This window comes from Pseudomonas sp. F-14 TE3623 (assembly GCF_053629015.1).
Genome location: NZ_JBRJHM010000001.1, coordinates 2,940,563 through 2,958,846 on the forward strand (window position 1 = coordinate 2,940,563; position 18,284 = coordinate 2,958,846).

Sequence of the window (18,284 nt, forward strand, 5' to 3'; positions counted from 1 at the left end):
TCCTCCGGTGTTCGATAACGAGTTGGTCCATCAGGCGCTGGTGATCAAAGTGCTTGCCGGTGTAGGTGAGAATCTGGCTCATGCGGCCTCCTTGATCAGATCGGCCAGCAGCAGTGCGTGCTTGGTGTCCTTGTGCAATTGGCGCATCGCGTCGTGCCCGATTAACGCAGCCAGTTGACGATCGAATTCTTTGTGGAAACGCGTCACTTCACGAAGCTCGGTGGTGGCTTTGGTGCATTGCTGTTGCAGTGCGCCGGCTACCTGTGGGGTCAAGCGAAGCAATGGAGTCGGGCTGCTCATGCTGCGTCCTCCTGCGCTACTGGTTCCAGCAGGGCGGCCATAGCAAGGGCCTGGTCGTGCAGGGCGAGTGTGTCGCGTTCAAGCTTTTTGCCGGTACGGAATGCGCTGAATGTCTCGGCGGCAATTCTGAGTTTTTCGGCGATATCCACCAGGATCTGGCGGTCAGGTTCGCCGAGTTTGGATGCTGCTACTGCACGCGTGTAGTGGTCCCAGAGATGTTTTTGGTGCTGGAGGGCTTGCTCAAGTCGCAAGTTCAGCTCGTGGAGTTTCTCGGTGCCATCGGCCCGCTCGATGCTCTGACCTTCAGTGATGCCGGCTGCCAAGCCGTCGGTACGGCCCATCTTGTAGCCAAACCAGAAAAGAAGGCCGACTGCGATGATGAATCCGACCAATGCGTAAATTTGAGTCTCGGTCATGTGGTGTGCTCCTGGTGCTGTCTTCGGCTGGTGGTGGCAGCCGTTTGGGTTGCTGGTGTTATTCGGTTGGTTCGTCTTGCGGTCGCAACATCTCTTCATCCGCCTTGTAGGCACGGATATCGATCAGTGAGGCGACATGCCGGATGTGTGCGTACTTCGGCGCCTTACGGCTGGTGTCCAGCGTGGTGACGGGTAGCTGAATTCGGCCGCTGTTGATCTCGGCCACAAATGATTGTTCGTTGAGATTACGGAAGTACTGCTCGCGCACTTTTTCCAGCGGGATCAGCACGTCGCCGAAAGTGCGGTAGAGCAGTTCTACGGTTGCCGACTCTGGTGCGGGCAGCAGTCGGAGTGGTGTTTGACCTGCATTAGTCATTGGCTTGCGCAGCCTCCTTGTGTTGTGTTCTTGCCGGATGGTTCCAGGCGTTCAGGCAGTGGCGTTTGGTCAGCTCGCGCAGATGTTCGGGCACTTCGAGGAGCGCCGCGTTGCGCTCCTCTCGTGTCCGCATAGCGATGATCTGGCGGGCGTATTCCCTAGGCCACGTCACGGTTGTCTACCGGGATTTCAGGTAGGTTCAGCCCCAGTTGCTCGGCTAGCCAGCGGATGCTGGGCTGCTTGATTCGGGTCGACTGGCTGTACTGCATGCCGAGCTGGTCGTGGTACCAGTTGCTGTCCTTGATCCGCAGATAATCGCGATCACGGGTCGGATAGATGGGCAGGTTCCTCTCATTGAGCAGACCCTTTTCCCGCATGAGACCGATTAGCTTGGGCCGGGTCAGGCCCAAGTGATTTGCGGCTTGAGCAAGCGTGCGTTCCATGGCACCTCCTCAGGCTGCATGCGCGGCAGGAGTCGCCACAGCAGCTAGGTGGTTAATGGACTCGACTACTTTTTCGTAGATCTCGACGTCGGTACCGCAAACGGTGAAGCACTTCGTGCGCGGGCGCTTCACGCCGATGCTCATGATCGTGGTGACGCCGGTGCGTGTTTGGGTGCGATGGATGGCGACATGAAGTGGGAGCTCGAACCCCATGTCCAAACTCACTACGCCGCCGGTGCTCACCAGCTCAAACACGCGCTGCTTGTTCTCGACATCAAATCGGGCGTATTGGCGGCTTGCGTGCGGGAGGTTCAGCAAATCGGCTGTGTTACTTGGATCGAACGGGCCGTTGATGATTTCTTCGATAAAGTCGGCCAGCTTGAGGTGCATCTTTTTTTCGTTCTTCAAGGTCAGCGTGTGGCGCTCGCTGCCCAGTTCAACGGTGAAGAGGGTGTCAGATGTGTTGCGTTCGACTTTCAGGCGAAACGCCACGGCCTCCCGCTTGGGTGTCGACCGTACAACGTGGTTGAAGGTCTCGGTCAGATTGACCTGGGCGTTGAGCAGTTGCAGGGTGCGGTTATCCAGCTTGTACTTGCTCATGCTGCATACCCTCCGCCATTCGGATCGAACGGAGCGGGTGTAGCGCGGACTTTCTGCTTTGGTTTGGTGGTGACAAACGTGCAGCCGCATTCGCGGGCTAAGCGACGAATCTCGAAAATGCGGAATGGGTCAGCCGCGGCCGGATGGACGTGTAGGGTGGCTGTGGTGTGCATGGTGTTGCCTCGCTCTGTGGTGGAGAGTGAGGCTGAATATCAACCAGCAATTGATAAATGTCAACAAGATTGCCGGCGGTTGATTTTTGCATTGATGTAGAAAAGGGCGGTGAATGGTGGCAATCTGCAATCTTGGAGCAATTGAAGGTAAGGCAAGCGGAATGATTAGCTATGATTGAATTTCTACCTCGTACGTTCTTTGAAGTTGCGGGAGGCGTGTTTTGCCTTGCAGCTTTAATTTTTAGCGGTATCTCTTTGTTTGAAAAGGTACGGGTTCATAGTCTGAGGGTTTTGGCAATTTTTGTGGTTGCAGCTTTGGCGCTGTTTGGCAATCATATAAGTGTCTATTTTGCTGCCGTGTTCATTATTGCTACTGCTGTCACGGAACTTGAGTTTTTGCAAACTCTAGCCGCGATTATACGCGGCAATAAGGAATACTTTACATATAAAACCGGTACGATGAGTGCTGAGGAAAAGTTGCGCTTGCTAAAGGCTGAATTAGATCAGTTGGGTGGCGGTGAGAAAAAGCCAGAAAAAGCGGCTAATGAGGATATAAATGAAGCTACTTTATCGTCAGTCGATGTGCCTACTAAGGTAGGGGGTGATGAGGGAGTGGTGGAGGACTCGTCCAGTACTCGTGAACGAAACGATGGTGTAGCCGAAGTAAGAGCGACATATGAATCTATAGAAAAAAATGCACTTTCGCATTCGAATGCGGTAGAAGAAGAATCAATTAAATTATCACCTCCGTCACCTCCTAGTAAATTTAGCAATGTGGTAATCAATCCCCCTGGACACGCTCGTTCCGCAATGTCGAATAGTAAGCTTCAGAAGATATTGAGGATCGAGGCTAAAGCATTAGACTACGTGGAAAGTATGTACGGCCTTCCAATTCAGCGCGATGTTGTATTAAAGTCGGCTGATCATAAACTTGCGCTTGATGGAGTGATGAAGTTTCCCGAGAATTCGAGGCAGCCGGACGAAATTTTTGAAGTGAAGTATCTGCCGAGGCTGACTAATATCAGTAGGTTGACTGATGCGGTATATAAACTTCCTGCAAAGTTAGTGAAATATACCAGTATTACTAAACGAGTTTCGACATGTCAGTTGGTCGTTGTGTTAAGTGATGATTATGCCTTGGATCAGAAGCAGATTGATGAGCTTAATCATGCGGTTCATGTTACAGGGATAAGTGGTTATCACATTTTGAATGAATCGGAATTGGAGAGCTTTTCATTCTGGAATAAATGATCCTACAACTTTTCCGCAAATATGTGTTTCTTCAGTAATTTCAATTATTGGATACTGGGGGTTGATCGGACGTAAAAACTGGGTTCCTGCATCCTCCACCAATACTTTGAACGTAGCTTCATTAGTACGCGGAACCCTCGCAATAACTCGATCCCCCGTTCTGGTTTCAGCTTCGGGATCAACGAAGATGATGCACCCTGTCGGATAGCTGCGACCTGGCCCTGGATTCGTCATTGAATCTCCAAGAACTTTCAACGCATAGCCATGGTTGCTGATGGGGACGGGGCACGATAGCCACGAGTCTGCATCGTAGGCCTCAAAGTTTGAGATCGCCTCACACCAAGCGCCCGCCTGTACCCAAGAAATCAATGGAACTTTACCAAAGCGCTGGTTGATTTCGCTGACGTTGCTCCCATCACCGATGACTAGTGGACGGACGTTGCTTTCGCCGGTCTGCACTTTTGGTAAAACACCGTACTCCAGCCATTCCCGGCGTACGTTCAGCCATGAGCAAAGCGCGGTCATACTGTCTGCTTCAGCCATTGCTTCGCCGTTCAGCCACTTGCTAATAGCTTGTGTAGTCTTATCCACGCCCATGATTTTCAACTGACGATGAATGTCCACTCCTCGACCCCGACTGCGTACGCCGGCGTCATTGAGGGCTTCGTGTAGGCGCTCGCTAAAAGCTGCGCGTAGTGCGTTTTTATCAACCATGAGTTGAGAGTCTCATAAAGGTTGCGCAATAGTCAGTTGATCTATAACATCAACCGTAAGTTGATAAGTGGAGGTTGTCATGTTGGACCCCGCAGATTTTCCGAGCGCCATTGCGTTCGCTTTTGAAGCCGTAGGCGGCATCGGGGCCGCCGCAAAGGTATGCAATAGAAGCTATCAGGCATTGAATAAATGGCGTCAAGCTGCTTGTTTGCCTCGAACTGATTACACAGGCGAGACCAAATACGCTGAGCTGTTGGCCACTGCGGCGAAACAGAGGGGCAACGAGTTCCAAACTGCTTGGCTGTTGAACGCTTCGGCTCCTCAAAAAGTTGCAGCGTAAATAGAAAAAAGGCGACCCAAAGGCCGCCCAGTTCCTCCCGGCACGCACCACCACAGCGCTGTCGGGTCGCGATAAAGATAGGTGGGCACACCACATGCTAACCACCTCTCTTTACCGCGCTTTCCAAGGTATGGATGCCTTGGTGTTGCTGCCTTTTCCACCACAGATTGGGCAGCTGTTGCGCCAGAGGTGAACGACGGATCGTTCGCCTCGGCACGGTGCCGGTATTGATCCTGAAGATCTAGCCGGCGTTTGGGCCCTTTCAAGCCACGCGGCAAATGTAACACCACTGCATGTCGCGCGGCACTGGCAACCTGTAAGGATTAATGCCATGAGCCGAATCGCTCTGAGTTCTATAGAACGGGCGCAGCGGGAAATCCTGCCGCTCGATCTAGCGCTTTACCATGCTGCTCGGGACTATCCCGGCGGCGCCGCTGCAATTGCCGCCACCACCGGCAGAAACGCGACCACGCTGCAGCACAAGTTGTCTCCAACGCACCCAAGTCACACGGTCAACATTCAGGAGTTTGGCGAGATCCTGGAGCTGACCAAGGACCGCCGCATTCTAGATGCGGTACACGCGTTGGTGGGAGATACGACCTGGCAGGAATTGGCCGAGGCGTACACCAACGACATGCCTGAAACCTTGACCACCGGCATTGCTGAGTACTTTCGGCAGGTAGCTGACTTGGCTGATACATGGGCCAAGAGCATCGGTGACGGCGTGGTCAGTGATCACGAGCTAGCCGCGATCCGCCTGCAGGTCTTTCGCGGTATTCAGGGGCTGCTGGGGATGTTCAATCGCGCCACCTATGTCAATCAGACGACGCGGGGTGTCGACCGTGGCTGATATTGCCGACTTTGCTAATGACCTGGTCCAAGAGCGTCTTGATCAGGCTCTTGCTGCGCGTAACGCCGCCAAGCCCGCTTTGGCGGCGCATTCATTTCTCTTTTGCGAAAACTGTGACAGCCCTATCCCTGAGGGACGACGTCTTGCTGTCCCAGGCTGCACGCAGTGCGTGAGTTGCCAAGAGACCGATGAGATCTGGGGGGCTGTCCATGCTCGATGAGGTATTGGTTCAATTCGCAGACTATGGCCTTGAGCCTGAGCAGCCGCTGACTTTCGGCAAGCTGACGCGGTGCAGGACCTCGCAGGACAAGGGCAAGGAAAAAAATGGTTGGTACGTCGTCCACGAGCATCGGACCGAGAAAAACGAAACGCTGATCTTCGGCAGTTTCGGTGACTGGCGTTCGGGCGAATCGCAGAAGATCAAGGTCAAGGCCGGGAGGATGTCCCCTGAAGAGCGTGAGGTCATGCGCGCTCGGCAGGAAGACGCCAAGCGCCGCGCCGCCGAGATCGCGGCCAACGCAGCACGGCGAGCGGCAAACCGGGCGGCGGGCTTGTTCAAACGCATGCCCGAGAAGGGCCGCAGCGATTACCTGGATCGCAAGCAGATCGTCGGGTTTGGTGTTCGTTACGCGCCGCGCACGGGCGCTTTTTTGGTGCCTATGTGCAACGTGCGGGATCAGATCGTCGGCCTGCAGGTGGTGTTTCCTAACAAGCAGGAAGATACCGGCCGGGATAAGTCCTATTGGCCTTACGGCATGTCGAAAGAAGGCGCCTTTCATTTGGTCGGACCTCACCCTGAACCGGGCGAGCCGGTGCTGGTGTGTGAGGGTTACGCCACCGGCGCCAGCCTGCACATGGCGACCTCGCTGACCGTGGCCATTGCCTTTGATGCGGGCAACCTGCTGGTGGTCTGCAAGGCCATGCGCGAGCGTTTTCCGGGTTGTCCGTTGATTGTCTGCCGTGACGATGACTGGAAGACCAAGCGCCCGAATGGCGAGCCTTGGAATCCTGGTGAAGAGAAAGCCAACAACGCCGCGCTGATTGTGGGTGGTCAGGTGGTCGCGCCGATCTTCTCAGGTGAGCGGGAAGACAAGTGGACCGACTTCAATGACCTGCATGTCGCCGAGGGGCTGGAAGCGGTCCGGCGTCAGGTCCTTGCGGTAGTCAAGCCGCCGGCAGCGGGTGGCTGGAAGGATCAATTGGCTCGCACTGAAAATGGCGCGCTGATCGCGCACATGCAGAACGTCGAGCTGATTCTCGGCAACGATGAACGCTGGGCCGGGGTCATCAGTTACAGCGCCTTCAGTTCCAAGATCGTCAAGCTACGCTCTGCGCCTTATGGCGGCGGCACAGGGGACTGGGCTGACATCGACGATGTGCGGGTGATGAAGTGGCTCGCGCAGCAATACAACCTGCGGGTGAAGTCGACGCAAGTGATAGAGGCGGTGAGCGTCGTCGCCCATGACCACGCGTTTCATCCGGTGCGTGAGTATCTGAGCAAGCTTGAATGGGACCGGGTGCCTCGGTTGGAAAGCTGGCTCACTGATGTGATGGGCGTGCAGGCCAGCGACTACTCGGCCAAGGTCGGCAAGCGTTGGATGCTCTCGGCGGTGGGGCGAGTGATGAGGCCCGGCTGCAAGGCTGACTCGGTGATGATCCTTGAAGGCGCACAGGGTGCTGGTAAATCGACAGCAATGAGCATCCTCGGTGGCGAATGGTTTATGGACACGCCTTTCGCCCTGGGCGACAAGGATGGGTTTCAGGCGATCCGTGGCAAGTGGATCGTCGAGTTGGGCGAGCTGGACAGTTTCAACAAAGCTGAGAGCACCAAGGCCAAACAGTTCTTCTCGGCGTCCACCGACACCTACCGCGAGAGCTACGGCCGCAGAACGAACGACGTGCCACGCCAGTGTGTGTTCGTGGGTACGACCAACCAGGACGAGTACCTCAAGGACGCCACCGGCAACCGGCGTTATTGGCCAGTGGCCTGCACCAAGGTCGACCTGGAGAAATTGCGTGAGATCCGCGACCAGCTCTGGGCTGAGGCGATGTTCTGCTACGAGGCGGGCGACATCTGGTGGGTGACGCCTGATGAAGCCCCGATGTTTGCCGAGGCACAGGATGAGCGCTTTGTGGTGGATGAGTGGGAAGGGCCAATCCTGGCCTGGTTGGAGGAGTCGCAGATCGGTGAAACCACCACCGGCAGTGAGGTGCTGTCTGGCCCGCTGAAGCTTGACGCCGGGCACTGGGGTAAACCCGAGCAGATGCGGGTGGGGGCGATCATGCACAGGCTGGGCTGGCGGCGTACCCGCATGCCGGCGCTGGTGAAGAGTGGGCAGCGTCCGTGGGCCTACAAGAAGCCGACAGGTTGGGGTGGTGCCTCGGCATTGCAGCGCCAAGCGTTCGAGGAGCCTTGCTTTGATTAAGCGAATCGACGAGATGCTCAAGCTCTGGGCTGAGGATCTGCACAGCCACCATGAAGGTGGTTCGGAATTGGGCGGCGGCAACATGATCGCCATGCTGATGGAGTGCAAAGGGGAGCTGATTCGTGGGACTCGCGGCAGCCGGGTGCTGCTGGATGAGTCGGCCGATATTGAGCTGATCGTGAACAAGCACCTTGCCCCAGAACTGGCCCTGGTGGTGATGGAACACTACTGCAACCATGAAAGCTTTTTGTCGCAGAAGATGCTGCATTGCGGATGCAGTGCGCCGACGTACTACCGCCGCTTGCATGATGCCCACCTACACATCGAAGGCATGTTGATGGGGAAGGCTGCGTGACCCCAGGCACGACTCCGGCAATTGTTGTCCCACTGGCCCGCCTTGTCCCACTTCGTTTTAACGTGGTGGGACAAGCGCGGGCCGCGTCGTTGTTGGGCTGTCCCACCGTCCCGCCTGCTGTAGCGCCCCGCCCATGTGAGCGCAGCGGACACCAGCACGCGCCCGTGGCGCGCACGCGTGTTATTCAATTTCTTCCTTTACACGAGAAAGAAGATAGAAAAGTAGGACAGTGGGGCAAAGCCCCGAATTTAGGCGCTCTCAGGCGTCCCACTTCGATTCTGAAAGGTGGGACAGATGGGACAACGCGAAAGCAACAGATAGCCGAGGTGGTGTATTCACCGACATTGCCTAGGTGTTCACCCTGCGTTACCCACATATTCACCGGGTGGCATTAAAGTGGGGTTGCTGCCATGAGAATCCACCTGTAAAAAGTAGTCATCTTCGATAGGTGCGACCGCAGAGAGCGGCAGGCACCACTCACCAAACCCGGCCATTGCGCCGGGTTTTTGCGTTTATGGGGTAGGCGATGACAAACGAGCAACAAGCGCTGGCAGAGATGCCGATCTGGTTAGTGATCGTCCTGGCCCTGGTCGGCGGTGTCTCGGGGGAGATGTGGCGAGCCGATAAAGACGGGGCGCGGGGCTGGGCATTGTTGCGGCGACTGGCGCTGCGGTCCGGTGCCTGCATTGTCTGCGGCGTGTCGGCGATGATGCTGATGATTGCCGCAGGTATGTCGATCTGGACGGCGGGCAGCTTGGGCTGTCTGACCGCGATGGCCGGCGCCGATGTTGCCATCGGTCTCTACGAACGTTGGGCTGCCAAGCGGCTGGGCGTCAGCGAGGTGTCGCCGGCACGCAGCGAACAGGGGTGATGCACCGTTCCGGGGCGCCGAAAATCGCCGGGGACCCTGGAGTTATCCGAGGGGTACGGGGTCGGAAACCCGCGGGAAAGTGTTAGCGGCAGGGTTGCCAGCTTACTGAAATTCAATCCATTGAAATTGAAAGGTTTCCATTGAAAAGCCGTTGAAAAGGAGGGCTTATGACAGAACCAATGTACCTGTCAAAGAGCGCCTTCGCGGCTCGGATCGGCAGGGCGCCCAGCTACATCACCTGGTTGAAAAACAACGACCGACTGGTGCTGACCGCCGACGGCAAGCAGGTGGATGTGCTGGCCAGCGAAGCGTTGATTCGCGACACCGCTGACCCCAGCAAGACCGCCGTCGCTGACCGCCACCACCAAGACCGGCTTCAGCGTGACGTGTACAGCCAGCTATCCAGTCAGGTCGAGCCGACTTCAATGGCTGCGCCGCCGCCCGCGATTACTCCTGCGGGGCAGCTGCCCGACTTTCAGAAAGCCCGCGCACTGCGCGAACACAACCTGGCCCAGCTCGCCGAGATCGAGTTGCACAAGGCCAAGGGTTCTCTGGTCGCCATGACGGCGGTTCAGACCGGCGCCTACAACGCCGGCCGCATGCTGCGCGATCAGCTGCTGGGCATGCCACCGCAGCTAGCGCCCGAACTGGCCTCCATGACGGATCCTTGGGAAATCGAAAAGCACCTCACGGCGGCGATCCGTCGCTCGCTGGAAGACGCCGAGCGCATGTCTTCAGCGGACCTTGAACACGAACTGACCACGAGTTAAGCCCATGCCCACGGAAATTCCTGACGGTGCAGAGGTGTACCGCGAGGCGTATTTCCGTGGGCTACGGCCCGACCCGGACGTCTGGATCGATCAGTGGGCCGATGAATACATGCGGATTCCGCGTGACACCGGCGCCGCTGAGCCGGGCCAGTACCGCACCTCGCGCACGCCATATGCCCGCGAGCCCATGCGTTGTCTGTCACCGGCTCACCCCTGCAAGCGCGTGATCACCATGGTCGCGTCGCAGCTGATGAAAACCCAGATCGGCCTGAACTGGATCGGCGGCCTGATGCACATGGCGCCGTCCAACATTCTGGCCTTGCTGCCAAGCCTAGGCCTGGCCAAACGGGTGTCGTCACGGATCGGCAAGACTATCAAGGCCACGCCAGTGCTGCGCGAACGAGTGGCGGCCAACCGCTCGCGGGATTCACGCAACACTATGGACACCAAGGAGTTTGAGGGCGGGACGTTGTACGTCACCACCGCCGGTTCGGCGGCCAACTTGTCGGAGCTGTCGGCACGCTATGTCTATGGCGACGAGATTGATCGCTGGGAGGTGGATATCGGCGAGGAGGGCGACCCCATCGAGCTGGCGGAAACCCGGGGCAGCACCTTCGGCCGCAACGCTAAGTTCTACTTCTCCAGCTCGCCAACAATCAAGGGCGCGTCGCGGATCGCCGACCTGTTCGACGGCAGCGATCAGCGCCACTACTACGTGCCTTGCCCGACTTGCGGACACATGCAAACCCTGGAGTGGGAACGGCTGCACTACTCGCAGGACTTCAGCGTCGTGCATTACCAGTGCGCAGGCCCTGACTGCGACGTGCTGATCGAGGAATACTACAAGGGCGAGATGCTTGCTAACGGCGAGTGGCGTGCCCATGCCGAGGGTGATGGCGAGACGGTCGGCTTTCACCTCAACGCGCTGTATTCGCCGCTGGGCTGGATGGACTGGAAGTCCTTGGCCAAGCAATTCGAGAAGGCCAAAAAGGCCCAGGCCAAAGGCGATCTTGAGCCGATGCAGGTGTTCTACAACACCCGTCTGGCGAAGGTCTGGGACGCCGCCCAAGAGCAAACCAAAGCCGATGTGCTCAGACAACGGGCGCGGCTGGAAGGCTTCGGTCTTGGCTCGCTGCCGGCTGCCGTGCTGATGATCACCGGTGCCGTCGACGTTCAGGCCAACCGTCTGGAGTTCATGGCCATGGGCTGGGGCGTGGGCATGGAGCGCTGGGTCGTCGACTACCAGGTGGTTTCGGGTGATCCCGCAGACGAGCGTACTTGGACCGCGCTGGATGAACTGCTCAAGGCTAAATACCGCCACCCGTGCGGTGTCGGCCTCGGCATTCTTGCGGTGGCCGTCGATTCCGGTGGTCATCACACCGACGAGGTCTATCAGTTCTGCCGCGTCCGTCGCTGGCGAAACGTGTTCGCCATCAAGGGTGCGAGCAAGCCCGGCAAGCCGGTGATTGCTCAGCGGCCGTCGATGGTCGACGTAACGTGGAAGGGACAGACCGAACGCAATGGCGCCGAGCTCTGGTTCGTTGGTACCGACACTGCCAAGGACTGGATCTACAACCGCTACCCGTTCGAAGCCGGTCCGGGCGCGCTGCACTTTGCCAATGACCTGCCGGATGACTTCTTCGACCAGTGCGTTGCGGAGCGCAAGGTCGCCCGCTACATCCGCGGACACAAGCGAATCGAATGGGTCAAGGGCAAGGCTGAGCGTAACGAAGCACTCGACCTGATGGTGTACTGCCTGGCGATGGCGCACTACTTGGGCCTCAACCGTTACAAGGAACACGACTGGGAGCGGGTGCGTCAGTCCCTGGCACAATCCGGTCTGTTTGACGAAGCCCTGGGCATCAAGCCCGTTCAGGGCGAACGCGTTAGCAGTGCTGGTCATGCAACCCCCGTTGTTGCTCTACAACCGACTCCGCAACTCGCTGCTCCGGCCGCGCCATCGCGACCCGCAGCACCGCCACCTCAACGCCGCAGTTCCACCAGCGGTTACCTGAAGAGACGCTGATATGTCATTTACCCAGAAGCACCTCGACGCGGTTGAGGCGGCTATTGCTCGCGGTGAGAAAACCGTGCGCTACACCGACCGCACCGTGGAGTACCGCACCGTTGACGAGTTGCTCAAGGCTCGCGAAGAAATCCGCACGTCGCTGATCAGCGCTGCCGGGCCACGCTCGCGCGTGGTTCGGCTGTACCACGGAGGCAAAGGAGTCTAATGGCCCGCCACTATCCGACGCTGACCCGTAACGGATTCTTGCTGCCGTCGAACATCAAGGCCAGTTACGAAGGCGCCGGAGAGGGGCGCCGATCCACTGGCTGGGATGCTCCCGACAACGGGATCAACAGCATCAACACCCCGGCACTGCGCAACTTGCGCTCGCGTTCACGGGCAGCGGTTCGCAACGATCCGTATGCCTACAACGTGATCGACAAGCGCGTCAGTAACCTGATTGGCACCGGTATCACGCCGCGTCCCAAGACTGACGACGAAGCCCTGCGCAAGTTGCTGCAGGAACTCTGGGAGGACTGGGTCGACGAGTCGGACGCGGATGAGCGCACCGACTTTTACGGCCAGCAGGCGCTGATCGCCCGCACGGTAGAGACCTCCGGCGAATGTTTTGTTCGCCTGCGGCCGCGCAGTCTGGACGAGGGCCTGGCGGTGCCGTTGCAGATCCAGGCGCTGGCGCCGGAATTTGTTCCGCACGACAAGTTCGAGACCACCCGAGACGGCAACATCATCCGTGCCGGGATCGAGTTCACTCCGGGCGGCAAACGAGAAGCGTACTGGATGTACCTGTCGCATCCGCGTGATGCGTCGTCACTGAACGCCGGATACAACCAATTGGTGCGCGTGCCGGCCGCCCAGGTGCTGCACATCTTCGAGCCAGTCGAGCCGGGTCAGTTGCGCGGTGTGCCGCGATTGTCGCCGGTGCTCAAGCGCCTGCGCAGTCTCGACAACTACGACGACGCGGTGCTGTTCCGTCAGGAGGTGGCCAACCTGTTTGCCGGTTTCATCAGTCGACCGCCGCAGGACTCTGGACCAGTGCCGAGAGATCCCGTCACCGGCCAACCGTTGAGCCTGGACCGTGACGGCTTCACGCCGATGGTGGCGCTGGAGCCCGGCACTATGCAAGAGCTGGGGCCGGGTGAAGAGGTCGAGTTCTCCAAGCCGCCGGATGCCGGTAACAACTACCCGGACTTCATGCGACAGCAGCTGATGGCTGCGGCAGCGGGGACGGGGACGCCTTACGAGATCCTCACGGGCGACATGCGCGAGGTCAACGACCGGGCGCTGCGGGTGGTGCTCAACGAATTCCGGCGTCGCCTGGAGCAACTGCAATTCAGCGTTTACGTCCACCAGCTCTGCCGCCCGGTCCGGGCTGCCTGGATGGACATGGCGGTGCTGTCGGGCGCTCTGGTGCTGGAAGACTACGCACAGCGTCGTCGCGAATACCTGCGCACACGTTGGGTGCCGCAAGGCTGGGCCTACATCCAGCCGGTGCAGGACGTGCAGGCCCGGCGGATGGAAGTGCAGGCGGGCTTTGCCTCGCGTAGCGAGATGGTCCTGCGCACCGGCTATGACGCGGAAACGGTCGACGCGGAAAACGCCGCCGATCTGGCCCGGGCCACAGCTCTAGGCCTCAATTACACCACTCTCGAAGCTTTCGTCCCCATCGACGACAAGGAGCAACCATGAGCAAGAAAGCGCGCCCGCGCATTTATAACCGAGCGGGCCAACGCGTGCAGGTACAGGACAAAACCTGGTATGCCCTGCAAGCCAGCGGCGAAGCCGCCGAGCGAGTCATTGAAGTGTTCGTCTATGGTGAGATCGGCGCCTGGGGTATTACCGCCAATCAGTTCGTGCAGGACCTGCGCGCCATGGACGATGGCGTCTCGCCGGTAATCGCCGCGTTCAACAGCATCGGCGGCGATTTGTTTGACGGCTTGGCCATGCACAACGCGCTGTCGCGTTTGGGCGAGCGTTGCACCGGTCGGATTGACGCGCTGGCCGCCAGTGCGGCCAGCGTCGCGGTGTGCGGTGCGCACAAGGTTGTCATTGCAGCCAACGCCATGCTGATGATTCACAACCCATGGACCTACGCGGCCGGGGATGCCGAAGACTTCCGCAAGGTGGCCGATGTCCTCGACCAAACCATGGAGGCGATCATTGCGGCCTACAAGGCCAAGGCGCCGGAGATCGATGAGGTCGAGTTGCGCCGGTTGGTCGCCGCTGAAACTTGGCTAACCGCCAACGAAGCCGTGGTCTTGGGCCTGGCCGATGAAGTCGGTGACGGGATCAAGGTCAAGGCCTGCCTCGGCCAGGGTGGTGTGCTGCAGCGTTACCAGCACGCACCGGCCGAACTGCTGGCCCAGCTCGACGAGTCACCTGAACCGGATCCCGAACTAGAGCCAGACAACCCGCCACCGGAGCCGACCGTAGTCGATGCAGCCAAATTAGCGCTGATGATCACCCAGCGTTGCGGCGAGGCGGGCATCAGCAACCTGGTGGCGCCGTTGCTCAGTTCGACCAACCTCGAAAGCGAGGAGATCGTTCAGGCGGGGCTGACCCGCGCCAAGGCCGTGAATGACCTCTGTGTGGCAGCACGGTTGCCAGAGTTCAGTGTCGAGTTCGTCGCGGCCGGCCTGGATGCTGCGGCGGTCCGGGCGCGTCTGTTCGACAAGATCGTGGGCAGCGGCAAGGGCTTTGAAATCGACAACAGCCTGCCGCTGGACGAAGACCCACTGCCGAAAGTCCAGGCCAAGCAAATCGATCAACCCTCTATCTGGTCGGCCCGCCAAGCCGCTCACACCGCTAAACCCCAATCTGCTACAGGAGCAAGACGATGACGATTCAACGAGAGCCGATGCATGCAGGCGAGTTTCTCCTGTCCGAAGCCGCTGGCACTATTTCCCGCGAAGCCATCAATGTCGCGGCAGGGCCTGCGCTGGAGCCAGGGCAGATCCTCGGCCTGGTGAGCATTAGCGGCGAGTTCGCCCCGTACAACCCAACCGCCGAAGACGGCAGCGAAAACGCTATCGCCATTCTCTACGGTCCACTGGGCGAATCCGATGTGGTCCGTCGCGGCCGTGCTGTGGTGCGCTTGGCCGAGGTCAGCGAAGTCCATCTCACCGGTCTGGATCCGGCCGCTGAAAAGGCATTGGCTACCCATTTTCTGATCGTCCGCTAAGACGATCCCCCTGATTACCGAACCCGCCGAGTGCGGGTTTTTTGCTTTCTGGAGATAGCTTCATGGCTGACATTGAAATCTTTAACGATGACGCGTTTTCGGTCTCTTCGCTGACCGCCGCGATCAACGAACAGGAATACTTGCCGGGCCGCATCAGCAGCCTCGGTTTGTTCCAGGAGGAGGGCATCACCACCCTGACGGTGCAGATTGAGAAGGACGGCGACACCTTGGCCTTGGTACCGGCGGGCGAACGCGGCACGTCCGGTCTGGTGGTGTCTGGCACCAAACGCAACCTGATCCCGTTCAACACCGTGCATCTGCCACAGCGCTTTGCGATCAAGGCCGATGAGATTCAAGGCATCCGCGCTTTTGGTACCCGTTCCGAGTTGCAGGCTGTGCAGGACGTGGTCAACAAACGGCTGGCCAAAGCGCGTCGACAGCTCGATGCGACGCACGAATTCCAGCGCATGGGTGCGCTCAATGGCCAGATTCTCGACGCAGACGGCAAAACGGTTTTGCTCGATATCTACAAGGTCTTCGGTGTCACCCGCAAGAAAATGTCGATGGGCCTCACAAACCCCGATACCGAGGTCCGCATCCAGTGCGGTGAAGCCCTCGATCTGCAAGAAGACGCGCTGGGTAGCATTACCAGTAGTGGCGCCCGGGCGTTCTGTGGCAAGAACTTCTGGAACAAGCTGATCACTCATGAAAAGGTCAAAGAGACCTTTCTTAACACCCAGCAGGCAGCGGCATTGCGCGGTGACGCTCGCGAAAGCTTCGAGTTTGGCGGCATCATTTGGGAGCGCTATCGCGGCAAGATCGCGGGCGTGACCTTTATCCATGACGACAAGGCGCTGTTGATTCCCGAAGGTGTGCCGGACCTCTACATCTCGGTGTTTGCCCCGGCGGACTACATGGAAACGGTCAACACCGAAGGCGTGCCGTATTACAGCAAGATCGAGCCGATGCCGTTCAACAAAGGCATGGCCGGTGAAGCCCAGTCCAACCCCCTGCACCTGTGCACCCGACCGTTGGCGCAGATCCTGTTGGAGCTCTGATCATGGGCTTTCGCGATCTGATCGCCGAGGTCGATGCGGTGGTGTTCGAAACCCTGGGCGACACCGCGCTGATCGAAGGCCGGGAGGAGCCGGTGCTGGGCATGTTCTCCGCGCCCTGGCTGCAGCCGAAGATCGGCAAGCTCAACACCGGTCTGCGCGAGCCTCGTTTCGAGATTCGCGTCAGCGACTCGCACGGACTGGAGCAAGGCTTGCTGGTCACCATCGAACTGCCCGAGTTGGACGGGGGTGGCGAGTATGACCTACTGCAGCTGGAGCCCAGCGGTGACGGTCTGGTCGCCTTGATTTTGAGGATGCGCGCATGAGTGTCGGCAGCTACTTCAAGCCGTCGGCGGGGGGCGGGATGCTGTCTATCCAGTCCTCGGCGGCGGACCTGAAAGCGTTCCAAGACTTCGCCAAGCTGGTACCAAAAGCAGCCGCTTCGGCGCACCGGCGAGCGATCAACAAGACGCTGGGTTGGCTGCGCACGCACATTGCCCGCGCCGTCAGCCGGCAAGAGCGCATCGCCGTTGCGGCGGTGCGTCAGCGGCTGCGCAGTTATCCGGTGTCCGGGGGAGCCACGAGCGGCAAGTTGTGGTTTGGTCTCAACGCGATTGAGTCCAGCCGGATCGGGCGAGCACGGCAGTCCGGCAGCGGGGTGTCGGTGGCCGGGCGGCGCTATCAAGGGGCCTTCCTCAAGAAGGTCTATGGCAACAAACCCGACATCTGGATCCGCACCGCGAGCAAGCACTTCAACGTGGACGACTATCCCGACAGCACGGTGTCGCGAGGCGGTGGTGCCAGTTCGGGTTGGGTCGCGGAAAACGGCGATCGCTTTCCGCTGGCCAAAGCCAAGGTGTCGCTGGAGCAAGCCCGTCCGCACTTCGACACCTGGGTCAAACGGGCCGACGCGCGTCTGCTGGAGATCCTGCAACAAGAGTTCAACTTTGAGCTGCAGAAGTACCTGAAGGGGACGGCCCATGTCTGACGAGCCTTTTAGCCTGGATCAGCTGTATCAGGCAATCGAGCAGCACCTGGCGAGCAATCTGTCCGGCATCAAAGCGGTCACGGCGTGGCCCAACATCAAGGACCGCATCGCATTGCCGGTGGTGTTCATTGAAATGGCAGAAATGGAACCGGGTGTTGATATCGGTACCGGCGAGACCAGCCTGATTTGCCGCTTCGAAGCGCGGATCATCGTTGATCCGATCCGCCCGAAGCACTGCCAGCAGGCTGCACACCTGGCGGCGCAACTGGCCGTGTTGTTGCGCCTGCAAACCTGGGGCCTGGCGGTAGAGCCCGCCGAGTTCGTGCAGGCCACCCAGGATTGGACCAAACCGGAGCTCGACGGCTACGTGGTCTGGTTGGTGGAGTGGACCCACCAGATTTATCTGGGCGTTGAGGAATGGCCATGGCCGGATGAGCCACCAGGTACGCTGATGGTTGGCATCAATGACGATGCCAAAGACGATTTTGTAGCGCCGGAGGATCTGTCGTGAGCTACGCCACTGCCGAGCACGACCGCATGATTGCCGCCATGCTAATGCCTTGCATGGTGGTCGGCGTGGATCTGGCTGCGGCCATGGTCCGGGTGTCCAATGGTGAATGGACCAGCGCCTGGGTGCGCTGGCACAGCCTCGCAGCCGGCAAGGCGCGACACTGGCGCGCGCCGAGCCTGGGCGAGCAAGGGGTGTTATTCAACCCCAGCGGGCAGGCCGGCATGGGCACCTTTATCCCGGGGCTGTACGGCAATGCCGGCGCCCAGCCGGACAACCGCGACCATGTCGAAGTCTGGCGTTTTGATGATGGGGGCTCGCTGATCTACGACTGGCAGGCCAAGACCTACACCATCACGCTGCCCACCGGGACAGTGACGATCAAGGTCGGCAGCACCGAAGTCGCCGTGACGGATAACGCCGTGACGGTGAAGGTTGGCGGCACCGAGGCCGCGCTGACGCCCGATTCGGTGACGGTCACATCGGCCGCGATCAAGTTGGTCGCAGCGGTGGAAATCGACGGGCCGTTACACGTAACGCAAGACATCACCAGTGGCGCCTCGATCCTCGCGGCAGGATCCAGCGATAACCATCACACGCACTAATCAACAACCCATCCAACCCGCCCAGTGCGGGTTTTT

The 18,284-nt window shown here is 59.1% G+C and carries 24 protein-coding genes; 18 read left to right on the top strand and 6 right to left on the bottom strand.

The features are described from left to right. Nucleotides 1–78: 78 nt before the first annotated feature. The 5 genes from AB7M29_RS13495 to AB7M29_RS13515 form a co-directional block, all read right to left on the bottom strand. Nucleotides 79–300, bottom strand: a complete 222-nt coding sequence (locus tag AB7M29_RS13495; protein ID WP_454247016.1) for a hypothetical protein — start codon at nucleotides 298–300, stop codon at nucleotides 79–81. Next, complete coding sequence (locus AB7M29_RS13500) at nucleotides 297–716, bottom strand: hypothetical protein (RefSeq protein ID WP_454247017.1); 420 nt, start codon at nucleotides 714–716, stop codon at nucleotides 297–299. Before AB7M29_RS13500 ends, AB7M29_RS13495 begins: the two co-directional genes overlap by 4 nt. Before the next feature lie 58 nt (nucleotides 717–774). Further along, complete coding sequence (locus AB7M29_RS13505; protein WP_454247018.1) at nucleotides 775–1,092, bottom strand: pyocin activator PrtN family protein; 318 nt, start codon at nucleotides 1,090–1,092, stop codon at nucleotides 775–777. A gap of 158 nt (nucleotides 1,093–1,250) precedes the next feature. Next, nucleotides 1,251–1,535, bottom strand: a complete 285-nt coding sequence (locus AB7M29_RS13510; RefSeq protein ID WP_454247019.1) for a DNA-binding protein — start codon at nucleotides 1,533–1,535, stop codon at nucleotides 1,251–1,253. 9 nt (nucleotides 1,536–1,544) lie between these two features. Next, nucleotides 1,545–2,135, bottom strand: coding sequence for a hypothetical protein (locus AB7M29_RS13515; protein WP_454247020.1), 591 nt, complete (start codon nucleotides 2,133–2,135; stop codon nucleotides 1,545–1,547). 344 nt (nucleotides 2,136–2,479) lie between these two features. On the opposite strand from AB7M29_RS13515, the gene AB7M29_RS13520 reads away from it, so the two are divergent. Beyond that, on the top strand, nucleotides 2,480–3,559 hold the full coding sequence (locus tag AB7M29_RS13520) for a hypothetical protein (RefSeq protein ID WP_454247021.1): 1,080 nt from the start codon (nucleotides 2,480–2,482) through the stop codon (nucleotides 3,557–3,559). On the opposite strand, the gene AB7M29_RS13525 is transcribed toward AB7M29_RS13520, so the two are convergent. After that, nucleotides 3,542–4,273 carry a LexA family protein gene (locus AB7M29_RS13525; protein ID WP_454247022.1) on the bottom strand — a complete coding sequence of 244 codons (732 nt, stop codon included), beginning with the start codon at nucleotides 4,271–4,273 and terminating at the stop codon, nucleotides 3,542–3,544. The two genes, AB7M29_RS13520 and AB7M29_RS13525, sit on opposite strands and share 18 nt — an antisense overlap. 79 nt (nucleotides 4,274–4,352) lie before the next feature. Between AB7M29_RS13525 and AB7M29_RS13530 the strand changes: the two genes are divergently transcribed. From AB7M29_RS13530 to AB7M29_RS13610, 17 genes are all read left to right on the top strand, one after another. Beyond that, complete coding sequence (locus AB7M29_RS13530; RefSeq protein WP_454247023.1) at nucleotides 4,353–4,613, top strand: hypothetical protein; 261 nt, start codon at nucleotides 4,353–4,355, stop codon at nucleotides 4,611–4,613. A gap of 331 nt (nucleotides 4,614–4,944) precedes the next feature. Further along, a complete protein-coding gene (locus tag AB7M29_RS13535) occupies nucleotides 4,945–5,463 on the top strand; it encodes a phage regulatory CII family protein (RefSeq protein ID WP_454247024.1) in 519 nt (172 codons plus the stop codon). Further along, nucleotides 5,456–5,683: a TraR/DksA family transcriptional regulator gene (locus tag AB7M29_RS13540; protein WP_454247025.1), complete on the top strand. Its 228-nt coding sequence runs from the start codon at nucleotides 5,456–5,458 to the stop codon at nucleotides 5,681–5,683. Before AB7M29_RS13535 ends, AB7M29_RS13540 begins: the two co-directional genes overlap by 8 nt. Further along, the gene (locus AB7M29_RS13545; protein WP_454247026.1) at nucleotides 5,673–7,889 is read left to right on the top strand and encodes a VapE domain-containing protein; all 2,217 of its coding nucleotides are present in this window, start codon (nucleotides 5,673–5,675) and stop codon (nucleotides 7,887–7,889) included. Before AB7M29_RS13540 ends, AB7M29_RS13545 begins: the two co-directional genes overlap by 11 nt. After that, a complete protein-coding gene (locus tag AB7M29_RS13550; protein WP_454247027.1) occupies nucleotides 7,882–8,244 on the top strand; it encodes a PA0613 family protein in 363 nt (120 codons plus the stop codon). Before AB7M29_RS13545 ends, AB7M29_RS13550 begins: the two co-directional genes overlap by 8 nt. A 526-nt stretch (nucleotides 8,245–8,770) precedes the next feature. After that, the gene (locus tag AB7M29_RS13555) at nucleotides 8,771–9,115 is read left to right on the top strand and encodes a phage holin family protein (RefSeq protein ID WP_454247028.1); all 345 of its coding nucleotides are present in this window, start codon (nucleotides 8,771–8,773) and stop codon (nucleotides 9,113–9,115) included. A gap of 167 nt (nucleotides 9,116–9,282) precedes the next feature. Continuing rightward, on the top strand, nucleotides 9,283–9,885 hold the full coding sequence (locus AB7M29_RS13560; RefSeq protein ID WP_454246932.1) for a terminase small subunit: 603 nt from the start codon (nucleotides 9,283–9,285) through the stop codon (nucleotides 9,883–9,885). A gap of 4 nt (nucleotides 9,886–9,889) precedes the next feature. Continuing rightward, nucleotides 9,890–11,911, top strand: a complete 2,022-nt coding sequence (locus AB7M29_RS13565) for a phage terminase large subunit family protein (protein ID WP_454246933.1) — start codon at nucleotides 9,890–9,892, stop codon at nucleotides 11,909–11,911. A 1-nt stretch (nucleotide 11,912) separates the two neighbouring features. Then, nucleotides 11,913–12,119, top strand: a complete 207-nt coding sequence (locus tag AB7M29_RS13570; protein WP_201059406.1) for a phage head-tail joining protein — start codon at nucleotides 11,913–11,915, stop codon at nucleotides 12,117–12,119. After that, the gene (locus AB7M29_RS13575; protein WP_454246934.1) at nucleotides 12,119–13,600 is read left to right on the top strand and encodes a phage portal protein; all 1,482 of its coding nucleotides are present in this window, start codon (nucleotides 12,119–12,121) and stop codon (nucleotides 13,598–13,600) included. Before AB7M29_RS13570 ends, AB7M29_RS13575 begins: the two co-directional genes overlap by 1 nt. Then, nucleotides 13,597–14,751 carry a head maturation protease, ClpP-related gene (locus AB7M29_RS13580; protein ID WP_454247029.1) on the top strand — a complete coding sequence of 385 codons (1,155 nt, stop codon included), beginning with the start codon at nucleotides 13,597–13,599 and terminating at the stop codon, nucleotides 14,749–14,751. Before AB7M29_RS13575 ends, AB7M29_RS13580 begins: the two co-directional genes overlap by 4 nt. Continuing rightward, entirely contained in the window at nucleotides 14,748–15,092 is a 345-nt protein-coding gene (locus AB7M29_RS13585; RefSeq protein ID WP_329517330.1) for a head decoration protein, read from the top strand. Before AB7M29_RS13580 ends, AB7M29_RS13585 begins: the two co-directional genes overlap by 4 nt. A 62-nt stretch (nucleotides 15,093–15,154) precedes the next feature. After that, nucleotides 15,155–16,150: a major capsid protein gene (locus AB7M29_RS13590; protein ID WP_454247030.1), complete on the top strand. Its 996-nt coding sequence runs from the start codon at nucleotides 15,155–15,157 to the stop codon at nucleotides 16,148–16,150. Nucleotides 16,151–16,152: 2 nt separating this feature from the next. Further along, a complete protein-coding gene (locus tag AB7M29_RS13595) occupies nucleotides 16,153–16,473 on the top strand; it encodes a head-tail joining protein (protein WP_454247031.1) in 321 nt (106 codons plus the stop codon). Then, nucleotides 16,470–17,135 (top strand): hypothetical protein, encoded by a 666-nt coding sequence (locus AB7M29_RS13600; RefSeq protein WP_454247032.1) that lies wholly within the window; start codon nucleotides 16,470–16,472, stop codon nucleotides 17,133–17,135. The genes AB7M29_RS13595 and AB7M29_RS13600 overlap by 4 nt, the downstream gene beginning before the upstream one ends. After that, nucleotides 17,128–17,646 (top strand): hypothetical protein, encoded by a 519-nt coding sequence (locus AB7M29_RS13605; protein ID WP_454247033.1) that lies wholly within the window; start codon nucleotides 17,128–17,130, stop codon nucleotides 17,644–17,646. Before AB7M29_RS13600 ends, AB7M29_RS13605 begins: the two co-directional genes overlap by 8 nt. Beyond that, nucleotides 17,643–18,248: a phage baseplate assembly protein V gene (locus tag AB7M29_RS13610; RefSeq protein WP_454247034.1), complete on the top strand. Its 606-nt coding sequence runs from the start codon at nucleotides 17,643–17,645 to the stop codon at nucleotides 18,246–18,248. The genes AB7M29_RS13605 and AB7M29_RS13610 overlap by 4 nt, the downstream gene beginning before the upstream one ends. The last annotated feature ends 36 nt before the right edge of the window (nucleotides 18,249–18,284 follow it).